This window comes from Acinetobacter sp. AKBS16, from assembly GCF_002899995.1.
GTDB lineage: Bacteria > Pseudomonadota > Gammaproteobacteria > Pseudomonadales > Moraxellaceae > Acinetobacter > Acinetobacter baumannii.
Map to the genome: position 1 here is coordinate 48914 of NZ_POYH01000024.1, position 23000 is coordinate 71913.

General features: G+C 40.4%; 23 protein-coding genes. 13 read left to right on the forward strand and 10 right to left on the reverse strand.

All coding sequences use genetic code 11. From position 1 onward, the window contains the following. Positions 1 to 89: 89 nt before the first annotated feature. Both C1642_RS03740 and gshA read right to left on the reverse strand, forming a co-directional pair. On the reverse strand, positions 90 to 605 hold the full coding sequence (locus C1642_RS03740) for a disulfide bond formation protein B (RefSeq protein ID WP_103235936.1): 516 nt from the start codon (positions 603 to 605) through the stop codon (positions 90 to 92). 14 nt (positions 606 to 619) lie between these two features. After that, on the reverse strand, positions 620 to 2197 hold the full coding sequence (gshA, locus tag C1642_RS03745) for a glutamate--cysteine ligase (protein ID WP_032050626.1): 1578 nt from the start codon (positions 2195 to 2197) through the stop codon (positions 620 to 622). A 168-nt stretch (positions 2198 to 2365) separates the two neighbouring features. On the opposite strand from gshA, the gene C1642_RS03750 reads away from it, so the two are divergent. The 5 genes from C1642_RS03750 to C1642_RS03770 all read left to right on the forward strand — a co-directional run bounded on the left by C1642_RS03750 (position 2366) and on the right by C1642_RS03770 (position 7507). Next, entirely contained in the window at positions 2366 to 2905 is a 540-nt protein-coding gene (locus C1642_RS03750; protein WP_103235937.1) for a DUF924 family protein, read from the forward strand. 59 nt (positions 2906 to 2964) lie between these two features. Further along, positions 2965 to 3528 (forward strand): CC0125/CC1285 family lipoprotein, encoded by a 564-nt coding sequence (locus C1642_RS03755; RefSeq protein ID WP_000876371.1) that lies wholly within the window; start codon positions 2965 to 2967, stop codon positions 3526 to 3528. A gap of 13 nt (positions 3529 to 3541) precedes the next feature. Further along, on the forward strand, positions 3542 to 4852 hold the full coding sequence (locus tag C1642_RS03760; RefSeq protein ID WP_001055481.1) for a DUF445 domain-containing protein: 1311 nt from the start codon (positions 3542 to 3544) through the stop codon (positions 4850 to 4852). A 27-nt stretch (positions 4853 to 4879) separates the two neighbouring features. Next, positions 4880 to 6034: a pyridoxal phosphate-dependent aminotransferase gene (locus C1642_RS03765; RefSeq protein ID WP_103235938.1), complete on the forward strand. Its 1155-nt coding sequence runs from the start codon at positions 4880 to 4882 to the stop codon at positions 6032 to 6034. Between the two features lie 105 nt (positions 6035 to 6139). Continuing rightward, the gene (locus tag C1642_RS03770) at positions 6140 to 7507 is read left to right on the forward strand and encodes an MATE family efflux transporter (protein WP_213064246.1); all 1368 of its coding nucleotides are present in this window, start codon (positions 6140 to 6142) and stop codon (positions 7505 to 7507) included. Between the two features lie 55 nt (positions 7508 to 7562). On the opposite strand, the gene C1642_RS03775 is transcribed toward C1642_RS03770, so the two are convergent. Next, complete coding sequence (locus C1642_RS03775) at positions 7563 to 8396, reverse strand: SDR family NAD(P)-dependent oxidoreductase (RefSeq protein WP_000787755.1); 834 nt, start codon at positions 8394 to 8396, stop codon at positions 7563 to 7565. Between the two features lie 196 nt (positions 8397 to 8592). Between C1642_RS03775 and C1642_RS03780 the strand changes: the two genes are divergently transcribed. From C1642_RS03780 to phoR, 3 genes are all read left to right on the forward strand, one after another. After that, positions 8593 to 9264, forward strand: coding sequence for a TetR/AcrR family transcriptional regulator (locus C1642_RS03780; RefSeq protein WP_000224581.1), 672 nt, complete (start codon positions 8593 to 8595; stop codon positions 9262 to 9264). A 255-nt stretch (positions 9265 to 9519) separates the two neighbouring features. Next, positions 9520 to 10230: a phosphate regulon transcriptional regulator PhoB gene (gene phoB / locus C1642_RS03785; protein ID WP_000650776.1), complete on the forward strand. Its 711-nt coding sequence runs from the start codon at positions 9520 to 9522 to the stop codon at positions 10228 to 10230. Positions 10231 to 10239: 9 nt separating this feature from the next. Continuing rightward, positions 10240 to 11598: a phosphate regulon sensor histidine kinase PhoR gene (phoR, locus tag C1642_RS03790; RefSeq protein ID WP_000273191.1), complete on the forward strand. Its 1359-nt coding sequence runs from the start codon at positions 10240 to 10242 to the stop codon at positions 11596 to 11598. 69 nt (positions 11599 to 11667) lie between these two features. Here phoR and C1642_RS03795 read toward each other — a convergent pair whose 3' ends face one another. The 4 genes from C1642_RS03795 to pncB form a co-directional block, all read right to left on the reverse strand. Then, on the reverse strand, positions 11668 to 12864 hold the full coding sequence (locus tag C1642_RS03795; protein ID WP_103235940.1) for an alpha/beta fold hydrolase: 1197 nt from the start codon (positions 12862 to 12864) through the stop codon (positions 11668 to 11670). Positions 12865 to 13082: 218 nt separating this feature from the next. After that, positions 13083 to 13934 (reverse strand): archaetidylserine decarboxylase, encoded by an 852-nt coding sequence (gene asd / locus C1642_RS03800; protein WP_000011219.1) that lies wholly within the window; start codon positions 13932 to 13934, stop codon positions 13083 to 13085. Then, positions 13931 to 14779 (reverse strand): sulfurtransferase, encoded by an 849-nt coding sequence (locus tag C1642_RS03805; RefSeq protein WP_000174475.1) that lies wholly within the window; start codon positions 14777 to 14779, stop codon positions 13931 to 13933. The genes asd and C1642_RS03805 overlap by 4 nt, the downstream gene beginning before the upstream one ends. 150 nt (positions 14780 to 14929) lie before the next feature. Beyond that, a complete protein-coding gene (pncB, locus tag C1642_RS03810; protein ID WP_000074557.1) occupies positions 14930 to 16144 on the reverse strand; it encodes a nicotinate phosphoribosyltransferase in 1215 nt (404 codons plus the stop codon). 168 nt (positions 16145 to 16312) lie between these two features. On the opposite strand from pncB, the gene dtd reads away from it, so the two are divergent. Continuing rightward, positions 16313 to 16756, forward strand: a complete 444-nt coding sequence (gene dtd, locus C1642_RS03815; RefSeq protein ID WP_001202026.1) for a D-aminoacyl-tRNA deacylase — start codon at positions 16313 to 16315, stop codon at positions 16754 to 16756. A 39-nt stretch (positions 16757 to 16795) separates the two neighbouring features. On the opposite strand, the gene C1642_RS03820 is transcribed toward dtd, so the two are convergent. From C1642_RS03820 to serB, 3 genes are all read right to left on the reverse strand, one after another. Next, positions 16796 to 17275, reverse strand: a complete 480-nt coding sequence (locus tag C1642_RS03820) for a hypothetical protein (RefSeq protein WP_000778126.1) — start codon at positions 17273 to 17275, stop codon at positions 16796 to 16798. Between the two features lie 253 nt (positions 17276 to 17528). Further along, positions 17529 to 17864: a ciprofloxacin tolerance protein AciT gene (gene aciT, locus C1642_RS03825; RefSeq protein ID WP_000255593.1), complete on the reverse strand. Its 336-nt coding sequence runs from the start codon at positions 17862 to 17864 to the stop codon at positions 17529 to 17531. Between the two features lie 409 nt (positions 17865 to 18273). Beyond that, positions 18274 to 19497 (reverse strand): phosphoserine phosphatase SerB, encoded by a 1224-nt coding sequence (gene serB, locus C1642_RS03835; protein ID WP_001206799.1) that lies wholly within the window; start codon positions 19495 to 19497, stop codon positions 18274 to 18276. 59 nt (positions 19498 to 19556) lie between these two features. Between serB and C1642_RS03840 the strand changes: the two genes are divergently transcribed. From C1642_RS03840 to C1642_RS03855, 4 genes are all read left to right on the forward strand, one after another. Beyond that, a complete protein-coding gene (locus tag C1642_RS03840) occupies positions 19557 to 20864 on the forward strand; it encodes a hypothetical protein (RefSeq protein WP_002000748.1) in 1308 nt (435 codons plus the stop codon). 239 nt (positions 20865 to 21103) lie between these two features. Next, on the forward strand, positions 21104 to 22225 hold the full coding sequence (gene ribBA / locus C1642_RS03845) for a bifunctional 3,4-dihydroxy-2-butanone-4-phosphate synthase/GTP cyclohydrolase II (protein WP_001131392.1): 1122 nt from the start codon (positions 21104 to 21106) through the stop codon (positions 22223 to 22225). A gap of 11 nt (positions 22226 to 22236) precedes the next feature. Next, positions 22237 to 22707, forward strand: a complete 471-nt coding sequence (ribE, locus tag C1642_RS03850) for a 6,7-dimethyl-8-ribityllumazine synthase (RefSeq protein ID WP_001007829.1) — start codon at positions 22237 to 22239, stop codon at positions 22705 to 22707. A gap of 3 nt (positions 22708 to 22710) precedes the next feature. Then, the coding region (locus tag C1642_RS03855; protein WP_146035312.1) for a transcription antitermination factor NusB at positions 22711 to 23000 on the forward strand (290 nt) is incomplete at its 3' end.

The window sequence follows — 23000 nt, forward strand, 5'->3', positions numbered from 1 at the left end:
TTTTTATCAATTTTTCTTATATTCTCACTTATTCTAATATGATTAAAAAAAGCCCAACTTAAGTTGAGCTTTTTTTAATCGCGTTAAACTCACTTTTTAGCAGTCTTAAATACTGGATAAAAACGGAATAACTGCCATAAACAGACCAGCAAAAGCAAAACGAAATAAACCAATGACCAAACTGGTAAAGACTGACCTAAAAAAGTCCAGTCAATTGCCGCACACTCACCTGAGCCAGAAAGTACTTCTTGTAAAACGGTTTTCATTGGTAAAGCATCAATGAGGTAATTTAAACCAGGACCACAGCTTGGTACTTGATCTGGTGGTAAATGCTGTAGCCAAACATGTCGGCCCGCCACCCCTACTGACCATAAAATTGCAATACCTGCCAAAAATGCATAAAAGCGTTTAATCGCATTGGAAACGGGGTTATGCAAAAACGCAATAAGAGCCACAAAACCCATTGCCATTAAGCCAACACGTTGAAAAACACAGAGCGGACATGGCTCTAACCCTTTTACATGTTCCAAATACAACGCAAAAGACATGCCGACAATGCTTGCCAGAACAAGCAGTCCACTCACCAAACGGTAACTTAATCGCATGTAAAACCTCATTTTTATCTATATTGTTCAAGATATTGATCAAAACTGATCTGACTCTCTTGCTCAAGTTGTTCTTGCTGCTGTAAAGATTGCACAGCCAATTGTTCAAAATATTGCAAAGTCTCTGCACTAATCTCATGCTTTTCATAAGTTTCAGCATGTAACTGTGCCATATGACTACCAAAGCTCCAGGTTCCACCATGCTTTAATGTGTCATCAATCACATGAGCAGATAATGTTTCATCTACTTCATCAATACGTTCTTGCATCACAGCTAAAGCCGAGCTGTATAGATCTGTTGCATAGGTCTGATCGAGTAAGCGAGCACAGTCCTGCATTTTAGAAATATGCTGACGTGCCCAATCTTCAATATGGTAAGACCCGTTTAAATCAGTAATGGTTGCGTTTGGTGCTCGACCACGGTTAACCACTTCTGTCTGGTTTTTCTCAATCAAATCTTGCTCAGGGCATAACAGTTCAGGACTATCGCTTAATAAACAATAAAGCGCTAATGCCTCAAGGAAACCTGCTGTTGTTTCATTGACTCCAATTGCCGAATATGGATTTACATCCACTGCACGAAGTTCAACATAACCCACTCCTCGATTTTTCAAGGCCTGAGATGGTGTTTCACCCGCTTGAGGAACTTGTTTTGGACGCACGAGACTGTAATATTCATTCTCGATTTGTAAAACATGATCATTAATTTGCAATGGTTCACCAGAGGCATCATTTAACCCTAAACGGCTAAATGGCGGGTATGGAGAATGTACTGCTTTTTGTAAACCATCCAAATAACCAGTTAAGTTGTTATAGTGAATGCCTAAACTTTTTTGTGCCGAGTTTTGGTAGCCTAAACGTCCCATACGCAGAGCTGTAGCATACGGTAAATAATATGACCCTTTGATTAAAGGCAACAAATGATGTTCATGACCCGTCAGAAAACAACGGCAAACCGATGGGCTCGCTCCCACTAAAAACATAACTAGTGGCGTTAAACGAATAAAGTTACGGATAAGTCCAAAATAGCGATGACTACGATAATCTTGCAGACTAAGTGCTTTTAATTTTTCGTCAGTTTCATGTGCCTGCAAAGCAGAAAAAAGAGAATCAGGGAAAGATAAATTATAGTGTACGCCCGAAATCGTCTGCATACGGCGACCATAACGAATACCTAAACCACGGCGATAAAGCGTCTTGAAACGGCCAATATTAGAAGTGCCATATTGAGCTAGACGAATACGTTCTTCATTGTCATCTAGCATACATGGCATAGACAACGGCCAGAGCTTTTCACCATTTTCTAAATGACGGTGCACAACCGCATGAATATCGGTGAGCTCATGCAAGGCATCACCAATGGTTGGCTGTGGTGAAGTAATAAACTCCATCAAAGCTTCAGAATAATCTGTGGTGATTTTCGGATGTGTTAAAGCTGAACCTAATGCCTTTGGATGTAACTCTTGTGATAAGAACCCATTACTTTGCATACGTAGGCTTTCACGTTCTATTCCACGTAACATGCCTTGTAGTAGCGACGAATCCACCCAAGCAGGAATAACTGATTGAGATGGTGTAGTGGGTTGACTCATGCATTTGCTCGCTTATAAAAGATCACTATATACAAAATCGTGACATGATACGGCTATTGATATGATCACATCATTTCAGTTTGGCAATTTTTATCACAATCTTGTTATTTAAGACACGAAAGAATTGTGATTTTATTGAAGAATAATTGCTAAAGAGTTGTCAATATCATGAACGATCAAGACATTTTAAACTTCTGGTTTTCACCTGAACACCGTTCACTCTGGTTTGCAAAAAGTGATGATTTTGACGCAAAAATACGTGATCAATTTGCAGACGTTCATCAAAAGGCAACTCGGGCAGAACTTTGGTCTTGGCGGAAAACACCAGAAGGTCGTCTTGCAGAGATTATTGTGCTAGATCAGTTTTCTCGCAACATTTATCGTGATCAACCCGAATCTTTTGCTTATGACGGACTTGCTTTAGCCTTGTCACAAGAAGCAATTAGTTTGCAACTCGATGCACAACTTAACCCAGAACAGCGCTCGTTTTTGTACATGCCATTTATGCATAGTGAATCGAAGCTAATTCATGAGTTTGCTTTAAAATTATTTCAACGCCTCGGCAATGAAATTAATTTAAGTTTTGAGAAAAAACATAAAGTGATTATAGATCGCTTTGGACGTTATCCTCATCGCAATGCCATCCTTGGACGTGTCTCAACACCAGAGGAAACCGAATTTTTATTAGAACCGAACAGTAGTTTTTAAGACTTCTCTATTTTTAATGCTGAGGCATCCATTCTTTTATGCTCAGCTGGGAGTTCACCATGAAATATCTCTCTCTTTGTTTAGCTTTAGGCACTGCCATAACTTTAAGTGCTTGTTCAACTGTACCCAGCAAACCAAAAACTTTCGATCAGCTTGGCCAGTTTTCGGCCTATCCGTTAAATGCTCAAACGTTTCGAATCAGCTTTCAGGCTGATCCAAACATGAGCTATGGAGCAGCCGAAGAAATTACTTTGGTGAAATCAGCACAGACTACAGTACAAAAAGGTTTCCGCTTTTTTAAAGTGCTGAACGACCCAAGTAATCAAAGCCAAAAGCCACCGCGTCAAGCTGTAGTTTACCCATCTGCACCAAGCTTTTACCCGTATGGTTACTACCGCCGCTATCCGGGTTTCTGGCATGATCCGTTCTACGATTTCCCGCAAGTGGTCAATATCGACCCTGTTCAAGTGTCGTATACTATTGAATGTTATCGGGATCAAAAGCAGGCTCCTCAAGATGCCTTTGATGCAACGTTAATTCTCAAATCTATCGGACAAAAATATGGTTTAAGCCCGACAGGAGAATTGTTGCCGCCACCTGAGCCGCCAGTAAAACAAAAATGAATAGGATGACCGTATGAATATGGCAGAAGAAGTACACCATGCACCCAATCTGAAGCGCAGCAAATATTTCGCTACGATGGCACTTATTATTGTGGTGGTGCTGTGGATTGGGTTATTGATCGCCAATCGCTTTCTGCCAGAGTACACAGACTTAATTCATATTTTAATGCTAGGTGCGGAAGCTGGTGTAGTGGGTGGACTAGCAGATTGGTATGCGATTACCGTTCTGTTTCGAAACCCATTTGGTAAGCTTCCTATCCCTAAGTTTTTACGTGATCATACCGAAATTATTCCACGTAATAAGGCACGTATTGCCGAATCAATGGGTCGATTTGTGCAGGAAAACTTCCTGTCGCCTCAGGTGGTCGAACGAAGCCTAGAAAAAACTGATTTAAGTCTTGCCATTGGCCAATGGCTTGCCAGTCCACAAAACAATACGCAAGTGGTACAACTCATTCAGCAAACTGTACCTAAAGTTTTTGAATTTGTTAGCCAAGAACAAATTGCCAATTTCGTGCAAAACAACAGTGTGCAATGGGTGCGTAACACTCAAGTCAATAAACTGGCGAGTGAAATGCTGCGTGCAGTATTGGAAAATGACTTCCACCAAGATGTACTGCAACGTGGCCTCGATATCGCGCATGAGTGGGTGGTACAAAATCCGGATAAAACTCGCGAATTGACAAGAAAAATGTTTAAAGCGCTGGGTGTCTGGTCTCTTGCAAAAGGTGCAAGCTGGATCGGTATTGATGTTCAGCAGCGCACCATTGATTCACTGGTTGAAAAAGTAGAATCAATGCTGGCTGACCATGAACACCCATGGCGACAGGAAATTGAAACTATTGCCCACTCGCTCATGCTGGAGTTGGCAAACCCTGAGAGTATTGCCAGCCAACGTCTAAATAGTGGCAAAGATGCGCTGCTAGATAGTCCTCAGGTCCTAAATTTCATTAGTGGTGCTGTCACTATTTTATGTGATGCCATTAAAGAAGATTTAATGAAAGAAGACTCTGGTATTGCAATGAACCTCAGAGCTGCCATTCAGCAGTTGGGTGAAAACCTTGTCCAAAATGTAAAAGTACGTGAAGTTCTCAACAAAGAAATGACAGGACTTGCCATGAACTTTACGGACCAATATAGCCATAAAATCATACGCTATGTGAGTGAGCGCATTCATGAGTGGGACTCACGTGAAATGATTGGAAAAATTGAAAACGAAGTCGGTGGCGACCTACACATGATTCGTGTGAATGGCGTTGTGGTAGGTGCATTTATCGGCTTAACTCTAGGTGTAATACGAGCAGCGATTGAATCAATTTTATAACGTTAATAATTTCCTTAAGAGAACAATATGCTACAGCTTCAGTCCAAATTGCCCGCACAAGGGGTGACTATTTTTAGTACGATGACGGCAATGGCACAGCGCTTGGGTGCACTTAACCTTTCACAGGGTTTCCCGGATTTTCCTGCACCCCCTGCTTTGCTCGAAGCCCTATCTCAGGCAACTTTGGCTGGACACAATCAGTACCCACCTGGTGATGGCATTCTCGCACTGCGTGAACAGCTCGCTTTACAATTTCAACAGCGTGACCATCTTCAACTTGATCCTGTAACTCAAATCACGATTACGCCGGGTGCAACCATAGCAATTTTCTGTGCCATACAAGCTTGCATCAACACAGGTGATGAAGTCATTATTTTTGACCCGAGTTATGACAGCTATGGACCTTCTGTCGAGTTAGCAGGTGGTAAAGCGGTACATATTGCCTTGCAAGCACCTGACTTTAAGGTGAACTGGCAACAAGTTAAAGATCGAATTAACGATAAAACCCGTATGATTGTGGTAAATACTCCCCACAATCCAACAGGTACAATCTGGTCCAAACAAGACTGGTTAGAACTCATTGAACTAATTCAGGATAAAAATATTGTAGTTTTATCTGATGAAGTCTACGAACACTTAGTTTTTGATGGTCAACAGCACTTTAGCGCGTTGCATTTCCCTGAGCTTAGAGAACGTAGTTTTGTGATTGGTTCTTTTGGAAAAACCTTCCATGTCACAGGCTGGAAAACCGGTTACTGTGTTGCTTCACCTGATTTAATGCGTTTGTTCCGCCAGATTTATCAATATGTTAATTTCTGTGGCACAACACCATGTCAGATTGCGCTTGCGCAATATATGCAGCAACACCCAGAACATATTCAGGAACTTTCACAGTTTTATCAGACTAAACGAGACCGATTTAATCAGGCGATTCACAATAGCCGTTTTTTGCTTAAACCATCGCAAGGAACTTATTTCCAAAACCTTGATTACAGCCAGATTAGACCTGACTTAAACGATGTGGAAATGTGCCAGTTTCTTGCCGAGCAACATAAGATTGTGGCTATTCCTGTTTCGGTGTTTTACCAACAAGCCCCAGAGTCTTTACGCCTAATACGGTTCTGCTTTGCTAAAAATGATGAAACATTGCAAAAAGCAGGAGAAATCTTGAATGAATGTTAATAAATTTAGAAACTTAGCATAGTAAAACACTACAAGAAATTTCAACTAAATATGCTAAGTTGAATGTCCGCCCCGCTCATCAAAGAGATGGGCGATGGAGAACACATGCCACCAAGACAGTCTTTAATACATCAGCAAAATCTATGGAAAACATTTTTTGTTTTCTTATTGCCGCTCATTGCTACCAATATCTTGCAAAATTTATCTGGCACTATTAATACCATCTTCGTTGGACAAATGATGGGTGTCGATGCAATTGCCGCAGTCTCTGTTTTTTTCCCTATTTTATTCTTGCTGCTCGCTTTTATTATCGGAATTTCGACTGGTACCACCGTGTTAGTAGGGCAAGCATGGGGTGCTCAAAATATTGAAAAAGTTCAAAGTGTGGTGGGTTCTACTCTTTTTATGACCATCATTGGTGGAATCATTACAGCGATTATTGGTGTATTTTTTGCCCATGATATTTTAGAGCTTTTAGGCACTGATCCAAAGGTAATGCATCTGTCTTTACCTTATGTGCAATGGATGCTCGCAGGTAGCCCACTTCTATTTGTTTATATTATCTATACCTCAATTTTACGTGGTGTAGGTGACAGCACTACCCCTTTACTGGCGCTGGCTTTAACCAGTGTAATTGGTTTAGTGATTACACCGATCTTACTTAAAGGTTATTTTGGTTTACCCGCTCTAGGAATTATTGCTCCAGCAATCGCAACAATTACGGGTTATGTAGCTATCTTAATTTTTCTTGCGATTTATCTAAATAAGAAAAAGCACCCACTTCGGCCAAACCGCCAACTTTTGCAGCATATCCGCCACAACCCAGAATTGAGCAAAATTATTTTACGTCTGGGTGTTCCAACTGGTATTCAAATGATTACCACCTCTATGGCGGGACTCGTGATTGTAGGTTTAGTTAACCGCTTTGGTGCTCATGCCACAGCTGCCTATGGTGCCGTCAACCAAGTACTCAATTATATACAGTTCCCTGCTTTGTCTATCTCAATTGCAGCTTCAATTTTTGCAGCACAAGCCATTGGTGCAGGTAAATCAGACTTACTCGCACGTGTTACCCGCACTGCTTTAGGCATGAACTTTTTATTCACAGGTGTGTTAATTGCACTTGGCTATCTATTTTCAAAATATTTGATGGCTTTATTCATCACAGATCCAACTGTGGTGGTGTTAGGGCAACAGCTTTTATTCATTGTACTTTGGGCAATTTTATTCTTTGGTGCAGGTGCCATTTTTGCATCAATTATGCGTGCCAGTGGGACTGTAACCGTACCAATGCTGATTAACATCTCTGCTATTTTATTTATTGAAATGCCATGTGCTTACTGGTTTAGTTCGATGTGGGGGCTTAAAGGCATTTGGGTCGCCTATGCCTTGGCATTTGTCAGTTTATGTATTATTCAAGGCTTGTATTATCAATTTATTTGGAAGAAAAAGAAGATCAAAGTTCTTATTTAGAATGCATTAAACCTTATAAAAAAGCCATCAATTGATGGCTTTTTTCTTTTAAACCTTATTTCATCCATTTGGTTACAATGGTTGAAGCACGTTGATATCCCGTTGGGAATAAACGCTGGAATGCATCCAGAATTTTTGCATCGCTACCGATGAGTAAACGGCGTTTATTTTTCAAAACTGCATCTAAAATTTGACGAGCTGCTTCCTCTGGTGGGGTACGCAATAACTTATCAAAGTTTTGAATCGATTTAGTTGGGTCCATACCCAAACTACTCAAGCTATCACTCATTTTTGCAGCTTTAGCGATATTAGTACGAATACCGCCCGGATGTACGCATAGCGAACTTACGCCGCATTTTTCAATATCTAACTCTTGACGCAATGACTCAGTAAAACCACGTACCGCAAATTTAGTCGCATTATAGCCAGACTGAGTTGGCTGAGCTGTTAAACCAAATAAACTGGAAACGTTAATAATATGGCCATCTTGTGTTTGCTTAATGAACGGTAAGAATTCTTTAGTACCGTAAACCACGCCCCAGAAGTTAATTCCCACAATCCACTCTAAATCTTCGTAAGTCGCGCCTTCTACAGTTGAGCCTAAAGCTACACCAGCATTGTTAAAAATCAGGTTAACACAGCCATGATCTTGAACAGTTTCCTGTGCCCACTGCTTTACTGCCTCGCGGTCAGAAACGTCTAACTTCTTGGTTGTTACAGTAATGTTACTGTACGGTTTTAATAGCTCAACAGTTTTCTCTAAGCCCTTTTCATTAATGTCACTTAATGAAAGATGGCAGCCCTGCTTTGCCAGAAGAATTGCTAATTGTTGCCCAATGCCAGAACCCGCACCCGTAATTGCAGCGACTTTGTTTTTAAAATTTTTCATTGTCCATCCTTTGTTTTTCGATTTGCACAACTGGTTCATTGCATGTGCAATTTAGACTCTTTCAATATAATTTTGACAATATACATTGTCAATATAGTACACTGTAATTTCAGATAGATTGGCACAATTCTGTTGACGGCTTTATCATAGGGCTCATATTTGCCGAAAAACCGATAAATTAGGAAACCATTTATTTATGGCGACAAACGACTCAACTAGTAAAAAGAAAACAAAAACTGTGAGTAAAGAACGTCAGTTCAAAGGGTTATCTCTGTCTGAGCGCAAAGAGGCACGCCGCGAAAAACTCATTGAAGCCGGTATTGCAACTTATGGAACCCTTGGTTTTTTTTCCGTGACGGTAAAAGATGTCTGCCAAGAAGCAAAACTCACCGAACGTTATTTTTATGAATCATTTAAAAAGAGTGAAGATTTATTCCAGACTATCTTTTTAAAAATGATTGAAGAATTACAGCAAAACTTGATGCAAGCCGTCATTAAAGCGGCTCCAGACCCTGAGCAAATGGTCGATGCTGGTTTACGTGCTCTACTGAGTACTTTAAAAGACGACCCTCGTTTAGCTCGTATTGTGTATGTCGATGCAATTTTGGTCCAAGAATTACATAATCAAGCCACCATTCAGGAAACTCTCGCCCAGTTTGATCGTATGATTCAAGCTTTTGTGATGCTAACCATGCCGCAAATCCAGCATAATGAAAATGAACTCTCATTAATCGCTACTGGTTTAAATGGATACGTGACACAAATTGCCGTTCGATGGGTAATGGGTGGGTTTAAGCAGTCTCTAGAGCAAGTTTTAGCAGCCTGCCGTATTGTTTTTTTAGCTTTGCTCGCGAAAGTTTCAAAATAATATTAAAGTTTTTTGACAGTGTTTTTGTTTTAAAAACCTGGTTTGAGATAAGCTTGTAACACACTGAATGGTTTTAAGAAAACTTATACCGCCCTGTCATCATTTGGTCATGCGCTTGCCGTATTTTTGTCACAAATTATTGCTAAATTCGATTTTATAGACTTTTCTGCAATGAAATTGTCATAATTAATCTTTGTAATAAGCCTGTCATAACTACAAAACGGTTCACCGTTAAAATCTACAAGGTATTACGCTGTGAAAGATGACTATATTTTAATTGTCGATGATGAGCTTCCTATCCGCGAAATGATCCATACCTCTTTGGACATGGCAGGCTTTCAGTGTTTACAGGCAGAAGATGCCAAACAGGCTCATCAAATTATCGTCGACCAACGTCCGGCGCTTATCTTGCTCGATTGGATGTTACCCGGGGGCGTAAGTGGGGTCGACTTATGTCGCCGTTTAAAACGTGATGAAAACTTAGCAGAAATTCCAGTCATTATGTTGACCGCTCGCGGTGAAGAAGACCACAAAGTACAAGGTCTGGATGCTGGTGCAGATGACTATATGACCAAACCATTTTCAACCCGTGAATTGGTTTCTCGTATTAAAGCTGTTTTACGCCGTGCAAATGCATTAAGCGGTGAAAAAACAATTGATGCCAATGGTTTAATTCTTGATCCTGTAAGCCAACGCGTAAGCTTTGGTAACAGTATTTTAGATATGGGACCAACAGAATACCGTCTGCTTGCATTTTTTATGACCCATCCGGAACGTGCCTATACACGTGCCCAGTTGCTCGATCAGGTGTGGGGCGGTAATGTATACATCGAAGATCGTACTATCGATGTGCATATCCGTCGTTTGCGTAAAGTCTTAGAACCTTTTGGTGTAGACCGATTTGTTCAGACTGTACGTGGTACAGGTTATCGTTTCTCAACACGTGCAGATTTAGCCGCAGGTTAACCAAAATTTATGTATGAACCCTACCCCGTCCCCGAACAGGTACGTGAACAAAAGCTTTCCCGCTACAGTAGTTTATGGACGTTTGCTAAACAAGATTTACGACTTTTATTATTTTTCCTGATTATTGCAGGTTTAGTCGGTTTAGGAATTGGGTATTTCTGGAGCTGTATTTTTATTGCCTTTGTGGTGTTTTTTACACTTCAGTTGCGTTCTTTATATTTGGTCAATGATTGGATTGCCAATAATCCATACGATGTCCCTCCGAACCTCAACGGAATTTGGGGGGCATTATTATTTAACGTTTACCGTGCCCAGCGCCAAGAACGTATTGTTCAAGCGGAAATGGTAGGACTTATTGACCGCGCTCAATCTTCATTAGTTGCACTTGCCGAAGCGGTAGTCTTGATTGATGATCAACATCAAATTGAATGGTGGAATCCAGCCGCAGAGCGTTTACTAGGAATTAGTCCACTTGACCGTGGTCGTAACTTATTAACCATTTTGCGCCAGCCTACTTTTATTGAATATTTTAACAATATTGATCAGGCACCAGATGGGATTAAACTCCATTCAAATCTTGATGATGACCGTTATGTACAGGTTAAGCTCACACGATTTGGTGGGGAAAGCCGCTTACTTGTGGCATACGATGTAACTCGTATGCATAATCTTGAGCAAATGCGTAAAGACTTTGTCGATAATATTTCACATGAACTACGTACACCTTTAACCGTACTGAGTGGTTATATCGAAACCTTTACCGACCAAGAAGATATTAACCCACGCTGGAAACGTGCATTTGACCAGATGCAATCTCAAACCAAACGTATGAATGCTTTGGTTAATGATTTACTACTGTTATCAAATTTAGAAAATAATAAGAAAATCGCAAAAAATCAGATTATTGAAATGCCGAGCTTAATGAATCAATTATTTGATGATGCTCAGGCCTACAATGCCGATTATGGGCATACACTCAATTTACATATTGATAGCCACTGTGACCTCATCGGTTCAGACATGGAAATTGCCAGCGCATTTAGTAATTTAATTACCAATGCCATTAAGTACACACCAAAAGGCGGAACCATTACCATTGGCTGGCACGATGACGGTGAGCATGCTTACTTTAGCGTACAAGATACCGGTATCGGCATTAACCCTAAACATTTACCGCGTCTGACTGAACGCTTCTACCGCGTAGACAGCGACCGTAGTCGTCAAACCGGTGGAACAGGTTTAGGCTTGGCGATTGTAAAACATGTACTCATGCAACACGGCGCCTACTTAGACGTGCAATCTAAAGAAAATGAAGGATCAACCTTTACCGCAGTGTTTCCAAAAGAAAGACTCTATAACATGACTTAAAATCATCTTTCTTCAAATATAAAAAGCCGACTTATGAAAAGTCGGCTTTCTTGTAGCATTTAAACCCATTTACTTAAGATTTGAGCAATACGATTTTGTCTGATTTTTCTCTATGACATTTAAAAAGTCAGTGGCAAAAGTATGACTCTGACGTAGTGCATCGCGATGATCTCCACCATCAATAGTTTGATAAATTGTTGGTTTTTTTGATTTACATAGCTGTTGGTAATAAGCATATGTTCCTCTAGGGTCAACTAAATGATCTTTAGAACCCTGAACAATCATTAACGGTACAGTCGGCACCATATTTTCAATAGACTGCTGTTTTAAATAAGATAAAAGAGGTTTTAAATCTGCATTAGGTCGAAATATGCTAGAAGGAGATTTCTTCAAATCAGATTGAAGTTCAGATAAACAGCGGCTACGTGCTTGAGTCAGCACATTGCCCATTTCTGGACTGACTAAATTCTCAGGAATAATACTTGGCTCTGCTGCTTGCGCTCCCAATAATACAATCGGGAAAAATGCTGCCACACTTGGTTCTGGGTTTGGATGACTCAACACATATTCTGCAATGCCTTCATATTGATAGCCACCTGGCGCAAGAGCAATTGCCCCTTTTAAATCTAGTTCGGGAGCATCTTTTTGACCATAAGCCGCCACGGTAATAGCAGCAGCACCGCCTTGGCTATGCCCCATCACCAACCACTGTTTATTAAAATCTTTTGGCTTAAGCATATGTAACGCCCGCACTGCATCTACTACTGTATGCAATTGGCTCTTTGCATTCATATAAGGATGTGCACCTAAAGTACCCAGACCTTGATAATCAGGTGCTACTACTGCATAGCCTCGTGCAAGCCAACCATCTAACGCTTTTGAAGCAACTTCCTGATATGAATGAATTGGTCCACCGGCATAATCACCCGAAGGTGCACAAGTATCGGCTACTCCTGTTGTACCATGCGCCCAAGCTAGTACGGGCCAGCCATTTTTTGGTGGTGTTCCTTTCGGTAATAAAATAAACGCTGAGGCAACTATAGGCTCGTCATTCACACCTCGACTACGATAATTTACTAATAAGCGCTGATCTGCATGAGGAAATAAATCCGTCACATCTTGTTGCGCTATAGAAAGTATTGAGCCCGGTTTTTCACTCACAATTTGCTTACTCAAATCTGTAGTTGGAGCAGCCATAGCAGAACCAGATATCAAACAAATACTGCTAAATAAAATTTTTAATAAAGAATTACTTTTTCTAATCAAGGGATTACTCCTCTACTTTCTAATCATCATTTCAAATTAGTTTTATAAAAAAATATGCCCCCTATTGCATATAAAGAACCTAACAAGAGGCAAATGAAAGAACTCACATACCAAAATAGATGACTATTCTCACTAAATCTAGACTTTAAGCATAGAAATGCCAATTCATAGAAAATAAAAAAGAGAGCAAATGCTCTCTTTTTAAATCTATTGATGGGTTAAAGCGTATGGCCCATACGTTCGCCCATAACAACAACGGACTCGGCTTTAAAACGTTTTTCCCACTCGATTTTATCTTTTTCAAATAAAATAATTGCGGTAGAACCTAAATAAAAACGGCCAAGCTCAGCACCTTTCTCTAACTTCAACTCATGATGCTGTAATTCAATACGACCCGATGGTTTTACTTTACCTGTTGCCACAGTTTCAATACCTGCCACAATCATAGCGCCGACCAAAACAACGGCCATACGACCAAGCTCAGTATCAAATAAACATACCATACGCTCATTACGGGCAAATAATCCCGGTACATTTTCAGCAGTCACCTGATTTACCGAAAATAACTCGCCCGGTACATATAACGTTTCAGTTAATGTGCCTGAAAATGGCATATGAACACGGTGATAATCACGTGGAGAGAGATAAACCGTTGCAAACTCACCTTCTTGGAAAGGTTGAGCAAGTTGTGGATCGCCAATTAACTTTTCTACAGAGAAACTTTGGCCTTTTGCTTGAAATACTTCGCCCGCAGTGATTTTACCAATTTGAGAAATCGCGCCATCCGCTGGTGAAACAATACTATCCGGATTTTCATCAACTAAACGTACGCCATCTTTCAAGGCACGGGTAAAGAAATCATTAAAAGATTTATATTTCAGTGCATTGCCTTGTTCAGCAATCGATAAATCAATGCCATACTTGGTTTTAAATGCATGAATAACAGCAGCTTTTAAAATTGGATTTTCACTTGCAGCAACTTTACCCACTACACGACTTAACTGATGCTGAGGAACAAGATTTTGTGCCTTAATAAATAATTCTTTTTTTAAGCGAGATGTAAAACTCAAGACGGCGATTCTCCAGTAATGATAGGACTATCGAGGCGATTGCCCCATTCACTCCACGCACCATCATAGGCTTTTGCTTCCCAACCTAAAAGTCTAGCCAGAATATAAGCCAAACCAGAACGGTGATGTGACTGGCAGTATACGACTACAGGTTGCTTTAAATCGAACCCAAGTTGTTCAAGACGCTGCCGCGTGCGTTCAAGCGGATGCAATTTTAGATGATTTTGACGATTAAGTGCAGTACTCCATTCAAAATGGAGGGCATTTGGAATGTGACCACCGCGTCGCGCTGCTAAACGGACGCCACTATATTCATCACTAGTTCTACAATCCCACAATTGCACACTTTCTTGCTCAACTTGTTTGCGTAGTTCTTCATAGTTCACTCGGAACTGAGCAGCATGTGATAAATCGATCTGAATTAAGTTATCAACTCGAGGAAGTTCTTCAACCTCGGCTGTGGTTGGTAAACCTGCCCCAAGCCATGCATGAATTCCGCCATTAATTAAACTTGTACGGGTAAAACCTAAGCAATGGAGATTCCAGATTAAACGCCCTGCCCATGCCCCACCTTCATCATCATAGACCACCACATGGTGATTTGGTGAAATATTCAATTTTTCAATAAGCGCTTGTAAACCCGCTTCATCTGGTAAAACACCTGTTGCTTCTTCGTGTTGAGCAACTAACCATTTAGGTTGTAAGTGAATAGCATGCGGAACATGGAGCTGCTCATAAACTGATGCACGGCTCAAATCAACAATACGGATATATTCATTGCCTAAATAAGGCACTAACTCTTCTGCTTCTATTAATAAATCGAGTTTAAAATCAGGGAGTGTCATCGTCATGGTTACTTTTTATACCAGCTTAATTTCATCTTAGCATAAGCTTATATCTATCAAACTCTGATTTTCTGCTAGTGTTTAGCAGAAAATCAGATATTAAAATTCTCAAGTCTTAAGTGGCAGCCAAGCGCTTAAGCTCTATTGTAATTAAATTGCTTCATCCAGCTCTTCGATTTGGAAAACCTGACGCAAATAGGCCAAGAATGTATCGTTATCAGTCATGGTTTTGCCAGGGCTGTCCGAAATTTTAGCAACAGACTGGCCATTACACTCAACCAGTTTCAATACAATATTGAGCGGTGTTTGGCCCATGTCATTGGTCAAATTAGTACCAATACCGAAACTCACCTGAAAACGGTCTTTGAAATATTGATGTAGCTCCCAAGCCTTTGGCAAATTAAGGCCATCACTAAAGGTCAACATTTTGGTTTTGGTATCAATTTTTAATTTACGATAGTGTGCATATGCTTTATCACCCCACTCGTACGGATCACCACTGTCATGACGTAAGCCATCAAATAATTTGGCAAAATACAAATCAAAATCTCTTAAGAAAGCGTCCATACCAACTACGTCAGTTAAAGCAATTCCTAAGTCTCCGCGATATTCTTGAACCCACGTTTCTAAAGCAGCTTTTTGAAAGTCACGTAAGCGAACATCAAGCGCCTGAAAAGCCTGTAAGAATTCATGGGCCATGGTTCCAATTGGCGTAATATTTAACTCTTTGGCAAGCAAGACGTTACTTGTACCACGGAACACATTTGGCACAGTGTTATGAAATGCAGCAACTACATGTTTTTGCCATTCAAAACTATAACGGCGGCGGGTACCAAAATCAGAAACTAAAAATGGTGGATCATTCGGTTGTTGAGCTTTTTCGTATTGCTGAATTAATTCAAGTTTTGCTTGTAAACGACGCTCGCCTTCAGCCCAGACTTCATCTGTTTTAATCCGGCTAAAATATAATTCATTTACAATAGCTAAAACAAAAATCTCAAACATCATGGCTTGAACCATTGGCCCTTCAATACGGATGTCTAATCGACCTTCTTCATCTATACTCGCATGAATAAAACGGCGTTTGAGTTGAAATAATTCTAAATAATCGACAAAGTCGCTTTTAATAAATCGTAATTTTCTTAAATATTGTAGTTCGTCTTCTTTATATTTGAGATTACATAAATGGTCGAGTTGCTCGTTTAAGTCATCCAAAATATCCACTAATGGATAGACAGTATCTTCTAAATTTCTGCAACGAAAGTGATAGACGCTATGCGTTTGCGGGAATTTATGCAGAACCACTTGTAGCATCGTAAATTTGTACAAGTCTGTATCAAGTAAAGAATGGATAATTGGAGACATAGTCAATGATTATTCGCTTGCTTCTTAGCATTAAAGCATATTTTTCTAGATGAATTGCGAGCTTTTATACCATTGTTGCAGTTCCATGAAATTTCCTTTTAAAAATCATTTAATTTAATTTCTGCTAAACTGCATCCATTCAATTAATTGCAGAAACTTTCTCTAACAATGCGCGCTTTAATACAACGAGTTCTTGAAGCTAAAGTAGTAGTAGACGGTGAAACGACCGGTGAAATCCAGCATGGCTTATTGGTTTTTTTAGGGATCGGTCGAGACGACACGCTCGCCACCGGACAAAAGCTCATCGACAAGATTTTGAAATATCGTATTTTTGATGATGAGCAAGGCAAAATGGGCTGGAATGTATCTCAGGCAAATGGCGGAGTCCTGCTTGTTTCACAGTTCACTTTAATGGCTCAAACGCAAAAAGGACTACGTCCAGACTTTGGTCCGGCCATGCCACCTAGCGACGCAAAAGCACTATATGAACAGTTGGTAGAATATACTCGTTCACAGTTTGAAAATGTTCAAACAGGTATTTTTGCTGCGGATATGAAAGTTCATTTGATTAATGATGGACCAGTCACTTTCAATTTAGAAGTTGAAGCATAGATATAAAAAAACTCCCAATCGGGAGTTTTTTGTTAGATCTTAACGACCAGTTTTTTCTTTAATAAAAGCACGTGCTTGACGTACTTTATCTTTTACTGGTTTTGGTAATTTTGGTGGAATCAATTTAGCTGCTTGGTTAAACCAAACGAGCAAGCTGAAATCACCTTCCATTTTAATGCTGCCGTCTTGCATACCCGTCATAAATGCTGTTGGGTCACCTTTGAGTAAAGTTTTTACGCCTTGTTCGCTATCTGCAAACTGCAAAATAAAGTCAGCTTTTTCAGGTGATCCAGCAACTGTATCGATGTGACCATGATTAATAATAATTTGGCGAGCCACACCTAAATCAGTACCAATTTGAATGCGGAATGCGCGGTCATGCACTAGCTCAATAAACTTAGGACTTGTACGTGCCAACTGTTTCATACGCAGCGCCAAACCTGCTACCAATAAATCTAACGGGTCTGTACTGACATCAACAAGTGGTAACTTGACTACAGGTATAGAAGAAAGTTTCATGAACATTCACGCCTATTGTATTTTTATGAAAACCTTGGGGCAAAACTCAGCAAGGACTCACCATTGCCTGTTTCGTGCATCGACTGATGATATTCTAATTGGCAACGCAATCTATATATGAAACGTCAACAGACCAGTCTATCGTAGCATAACTGGCTATTTTTTAATAAATGCTTTGTATAATAAAAATCATGTTTTCGTAAATAAAAAAGGCATGCTGTGCATACCTTTTTACCGTTAGATAACAATTAAATTATCGGCTAGAACATTGCTGCTGATCATCTTCATATACTGGCGTGTGTTCTATATATTGGCGATTTGCCAAAGCCTTCTGTGCCTGTTTATCCTCACGTAATAAAACAAATGTAACCATTACCATCGCTAGACTTAGTGCAGTTAAATAACTATATGTGACTGGCATTTCAAAAGTGACTTGAACTCCAAAACGGACCACTTCCAATAGCCCCCAAAAAAACATCCCTGCAAGCATAAAACCAAGCCAACGACGGTAAGGAGAAAAGAACACAGCAACAAGCGCGACAGCAATTAAGCTGAGTCCGGCGATAGCGGCAAAATTCGCTGTTACCATAGAAACCTCCGTCTTAATGAAAACGTCTAAAAACATTCGGTCTGAACACCAGACCTCATTCCAAAAACAACTTTAATTCATGATTTGTGTTGAAGCTTAGAAAGCATTATGGATGTTTTTTTTTAGAAAAAAAGACCTGTTATTTGTCGATGCGACATACTTTGTCGCAACATTCTTTTGTCATTACATTTTTGTAAATTTAAAAAAGTTCTACTTCCTATATGGCATCAATTCTGGCGTGTCATTACAAAAAACTATGCTGTTTTTTTGCCTCAAAATAAGTTTTTTTCAGTTTTTTTTATTGCCTTTTTTCTGTGCATAATTTTGTTATAACTTGCTTGTTTTTATGACTATTCTGCATAAAAAAAGCGCTACTCTTGAGCAGCGCTTAATGATTGTTCACTATTATTTAAGCACGGCTTAAATCTTTGTCATGCATACCGAGTAAATACAGTACTCCATCCAGACCAACGCTTGAAATCGCCTGATTTGCATTTTGACGCACCAGTGGTTTAGCACGATATGCTACGCCAAGTCCTGCAATCGCAAGCATCGGTAAATCATTTGCGCCATCGCCAACAGCCATCGCTTGCTCTAGTGAAATACCGAGTTTGTTCGCCAGCTCACGCAGCAACTCTGCTTTACGGGCACCATCAACAATTACACCTTTTACTTCACCAGTCACAACGCCATCTTGTACATCTAAAACGTTAGCGTGAACTTCATCAATGCCTAATTTAGCTTGTAAATATTCAGCAAAATATTGGAAGCCACCAGATAAAATTGCCGTTTTATATCCAAGGGCTTTTAAAGTCGAAATGAGGCGCTCGGCACCTTCAGTGATCGTCAATCGCTCTGCAATTTTAGGTAAAACTGATGCATCAAGACCTTTGAGTAAAGCAACCCGCGCACGGAAACTTTGCTGGAAGTCCAACTCACCTTGCATCGCTCTTTCAGTAATTTCAGCAACTTGCTCGCCCACCCCTGCTTCAAGCGCCAATTCATCAATTACTTCTTGTTCAATTAAAGTTGAATCCATATCGAAGCAGACTAAACGGCGGTTACGTCGATAAGCGTTATCTTCCTGAACAGCTACATCAATATTCAATTCGCTTGAAAGAAGCAAACAAGCTGCACGCATAGCTTGAGCATCTAAAGTCGGACCACTACTTAAACCAAACTGTACACAAGCACGGCGAGGCAATGTGCTATCTTTTTCAAGATCTACACGGCCTGATAAACGAGTTACAGTTTCGATGTTAAAGCCTTGGCTAGACACAATTTGTGTAACGGCTTGTAAATGTGCAGCAGTGAGTTCCGGTGCTAAAGCCGTGACGATATAACGAGTTCGTCCACCTTCGCTGACCCATTGATCGTATTCTGCGCCCGAGATAGGTTTAAAGCGCACTGTTAAGCCAATATCATGTGCTAAAATCAAAATCTCTTTCATTGCCAACGCGGTCGCGGTTTCATTTTCAGAGGCGACCACAATGCCCAATGTCAGTTGATTATGAATAACAGCCTGACCTACATCCAGTATTTGCAATGAATGTACGGATAGTACTTGCATTAATCGGGTAAACTGGTTTGGTTGGTCCGGTCCTAAAAAGGATATAAGAATGATTTCTCGCATGAATTGACTCTAGTCTGAGTGACAACTATTGTAAGAATCATAATCGAATTTCAATATAATTGCCTTGGAAGTTTAACTTGATTGCGCCTAGACAAGGGCTATTTGCTAGCCTACTGATCATTAGTTTTGCATTGCATACCTTTTTATTGGTGATTGCAACGACACACCAGCTCAATGAAAACCGTGCGAGTCAAGGTCAGCTCATGACCAGTCAACTCGTTGCAGACAGCTTATCTGAGCTTGAACCTGCCAATACGGTCTCTTTAGCTCTGATTGCCAATCGCTATGCGACCAATCCAAGTGTGGCATCTATCCGTATTCTTGACGCCAATAAACAAGTTTTGGCAACAAGCGGCATGTCAAAAACTCGCCAAGGTGAAATTTTTGTTCGTGATGCGCTACAAAACGAGAAAAAAGTCGGTTCTATTGAAATCACACTAATTCAACCAAGTATTGGGGAAATTCTTCGTACCCAATGGCTTGCGATTTTAGCTTCACTGTTTTTACATGTTTTATTATGGCTAGCTTACCGCGCCATTGCTCGCCCAACGCGTAGTGAATACTTAGCCCGTATTAACGAAGAAAACCGTTTAAAACATGAAATTCAAGAGTTAACTCAAGCTCTCGCGCTTGAAAAACAAAATACAGTGACCTTGGTTGCTCAAGCTCAGCAGCAAGCTAAAGCTAAACCAATTGTTCGCTCACAACCAGAAAAAAGCTTAGAGTCTACAGACCAAAATACCTTGGCACTTAATATTCAATTTTATGACCCTAAACAGTTATTAAGTAGTGTTAACCAGTCTGTTTCTGTACCGTACTTTAAACTTTGTCAGCTCTTTTTAAATAAGAGTATTGAGCTATGTACGAAGCATTATCATTTGAAAGCGACTGATATTGATGTCGTAGACGAGTTTCATGCAGAGGGCGCAACACTTGCCATTTCGACTTCACATCCACACGCTGTAGAGTGTCTACTTATGGTAGGTACGGTTTTCCAATTGCTTTCGGACGTTTTATATAAGCGTTACCGTGAAGATAAACGCTTTGCGCTACAAACTCGCAGTGCCGTGTGTAATGCCGTAGAAGCAATGCAAATTGATGCCAAAGAGGCTGCTCAACGTTTAGCGCAACATCTTCATGCGAAAGAATCTGCACTCTACCTTGATAATGAACAGCTTAAAGCAATTCAAGACAGCTATCAGCTTGTTGCAATGCCTAACCCAAGTAATGTCATGACTCGTCATGCATTTATGATCAATGGTATGAATGCTGAATGTGCAGAGCTTGCACAAAATATTCGAACTGAAATTTTGATGGGTAAAAAATCAATTCCTCAAAATGACAGCCCGAGTAGTGCAGCATCTTAAAAATTTATTGTGCGCATTTAAACCTAGCCATCCGGCTAGGTTTTTTTATCTAAATTTATGGTATTTATTTTAAATAATTTTATTTCCTTATGATTTATTTATCTAAATAAATCCGGTTCTATGATGTTGAGTCGTAAATTTGGATAAATCAGAATCATAGGCAAAATTCTATAAACAGCGTAAACTATGCGAAATTTATTCAATAGAAATTGTCTTACGACAAAAAAAGGTGAAAGCGAATGCCGCTGAGTCGTGTTGAAGAACTTGTCGCCGATATTCGTGCAGGCAAAATGGTCATCTTAATGGATGACGAAGACCGTGAAAATGAAGGTGACCTTGTCATCGCAGCAACGCATGTACGCCCTGAAGATATTAACTTCATGATTACACATGCACGCGGTTTAGTTTGCTTAACTTTAAGCCGTGAACGTTGTAAACAATTAAACCTCCCGCTGATGGTTGACCAGAACGGTGCCCAGCATGGTACTAACTTTACGTTATCTATCGAAGCAGCTGAAGGTATTACCACAGGTATTTCGGCAGCAGAACGTGCTCACACGATTCAAGCTGCTGTGGCAGCACATGCCAAACCAACCGATATTGTACAACCGGGTCATATTTTCCCACTCATGGCACAGCCAGGTGGTGTATTACACCGTGCAGGTCATACCGAGGCAGGTTGTGATTTAGCACGACTGGCAGGTCTTGAGCCTGCATCTGTCATTTGTGAAATCATCAAAGAAGATGGCACAATGGCACGCCGCGCAGATTTAGAAATTTTTGCTGAGAAGCATGGCCTAAAAATTGGTACAATTGCCGACCTAATCCACTACCGTATGACCAATGAGCAAACTGTAGAACGTTTGGATCAAAGAACGATTCAAACAGAATATGGTTCATTTGAGCTCTATCGCTATCGTGAGATAGGTAACCCTGACATTCATTTGGCTTTAGTCAAAGGTGAGCCAAAAGAAGGCGTTACAACGGTACGTGTACATGGTTTTAGTCCTGTTCGCGATTTGCTTAAGCTAAATAAAGCTGACGGTGAACCGGCTTGGAATCTAGACCGTGCGCTACAAACGATTGCAGCAAGTGACCGCGGCGTTTTAGTCTGGATCGGACAAGATCATTTGCAAGACTTGGGACCAGCGTTGGATGATTTAACTAAGCCAAAACCGGTGAAATCCAATGCAGCACTTTCACATCAATATCAAACGATTGGTGTTGGTGCTCAAATTTTGCGTGATTTAGGTGTTGAAAAAATGAAGCTTCTTAGCTCACCATTGCGTTTCAATGCCTTATCTGGCTTTAATTTAGAAGTAGTGGAATATGTCACTGCTGATCAAATCACAACGAAATAATCGAGGTTGCTATGGCAATTCGCCGTATTGAAGGTTTATTACATCTCGCAAGCGAAGGTCGTTATGCGATTTTAGTGGGTCGTTTCAACAGTTTTGTTGTTGAACACTTATTAGAAGGCGCGATCGACACGTTAAAACGTCATGGCGTAAATGAAGATAACATTACTGTTATTCACGCTCCAGGCGCATGGGAACTACCGATCGTTGCTAAAAAATTAGCTACATCAAACCAGTTTGATGCCATCATTGCACTCGGTGCAGTCATTCGTGGTAGCACACCTCACTTTGACTTTGTTGCTGGTGAATGTGCGAAAGGTTTAGGTGTAGTTGCGTTAGAAAGCAGCTTGCCTGTTATCAATGGTGTATTAACTACTGACAGCATCGAGCAAGCAATCGAACGCTCAGGTACAAAAGCAGGAAACAAAGGTAGCGAAGCTGCTTTAACTGCAATTGAAATGGTTAATTTATTAAAGGCAATTTAAAGCATGTCTCAAACACTGCAAGCCGCTTATGCAGCAAAACGTAAAGCACGTCGTTTTGCTGTACAAGGTATTTATGAGTGGCAAATGAGTCACAACCCTGTACATGAAATTGAAGCACGTACACGTGCTGAAAATGCAATGCACAAGGTAGACTTGAACTATTATCACGAACTACTTACTCAAGTTATCGCTCAGCACGAAGACCTTGATGCGTTACTTATTCCGGTACTTGACCGTGAAATTGACGCGCTAGATGGTGTAGAGCTCGCAACTTTGCGTTTAGGTGCTTACGA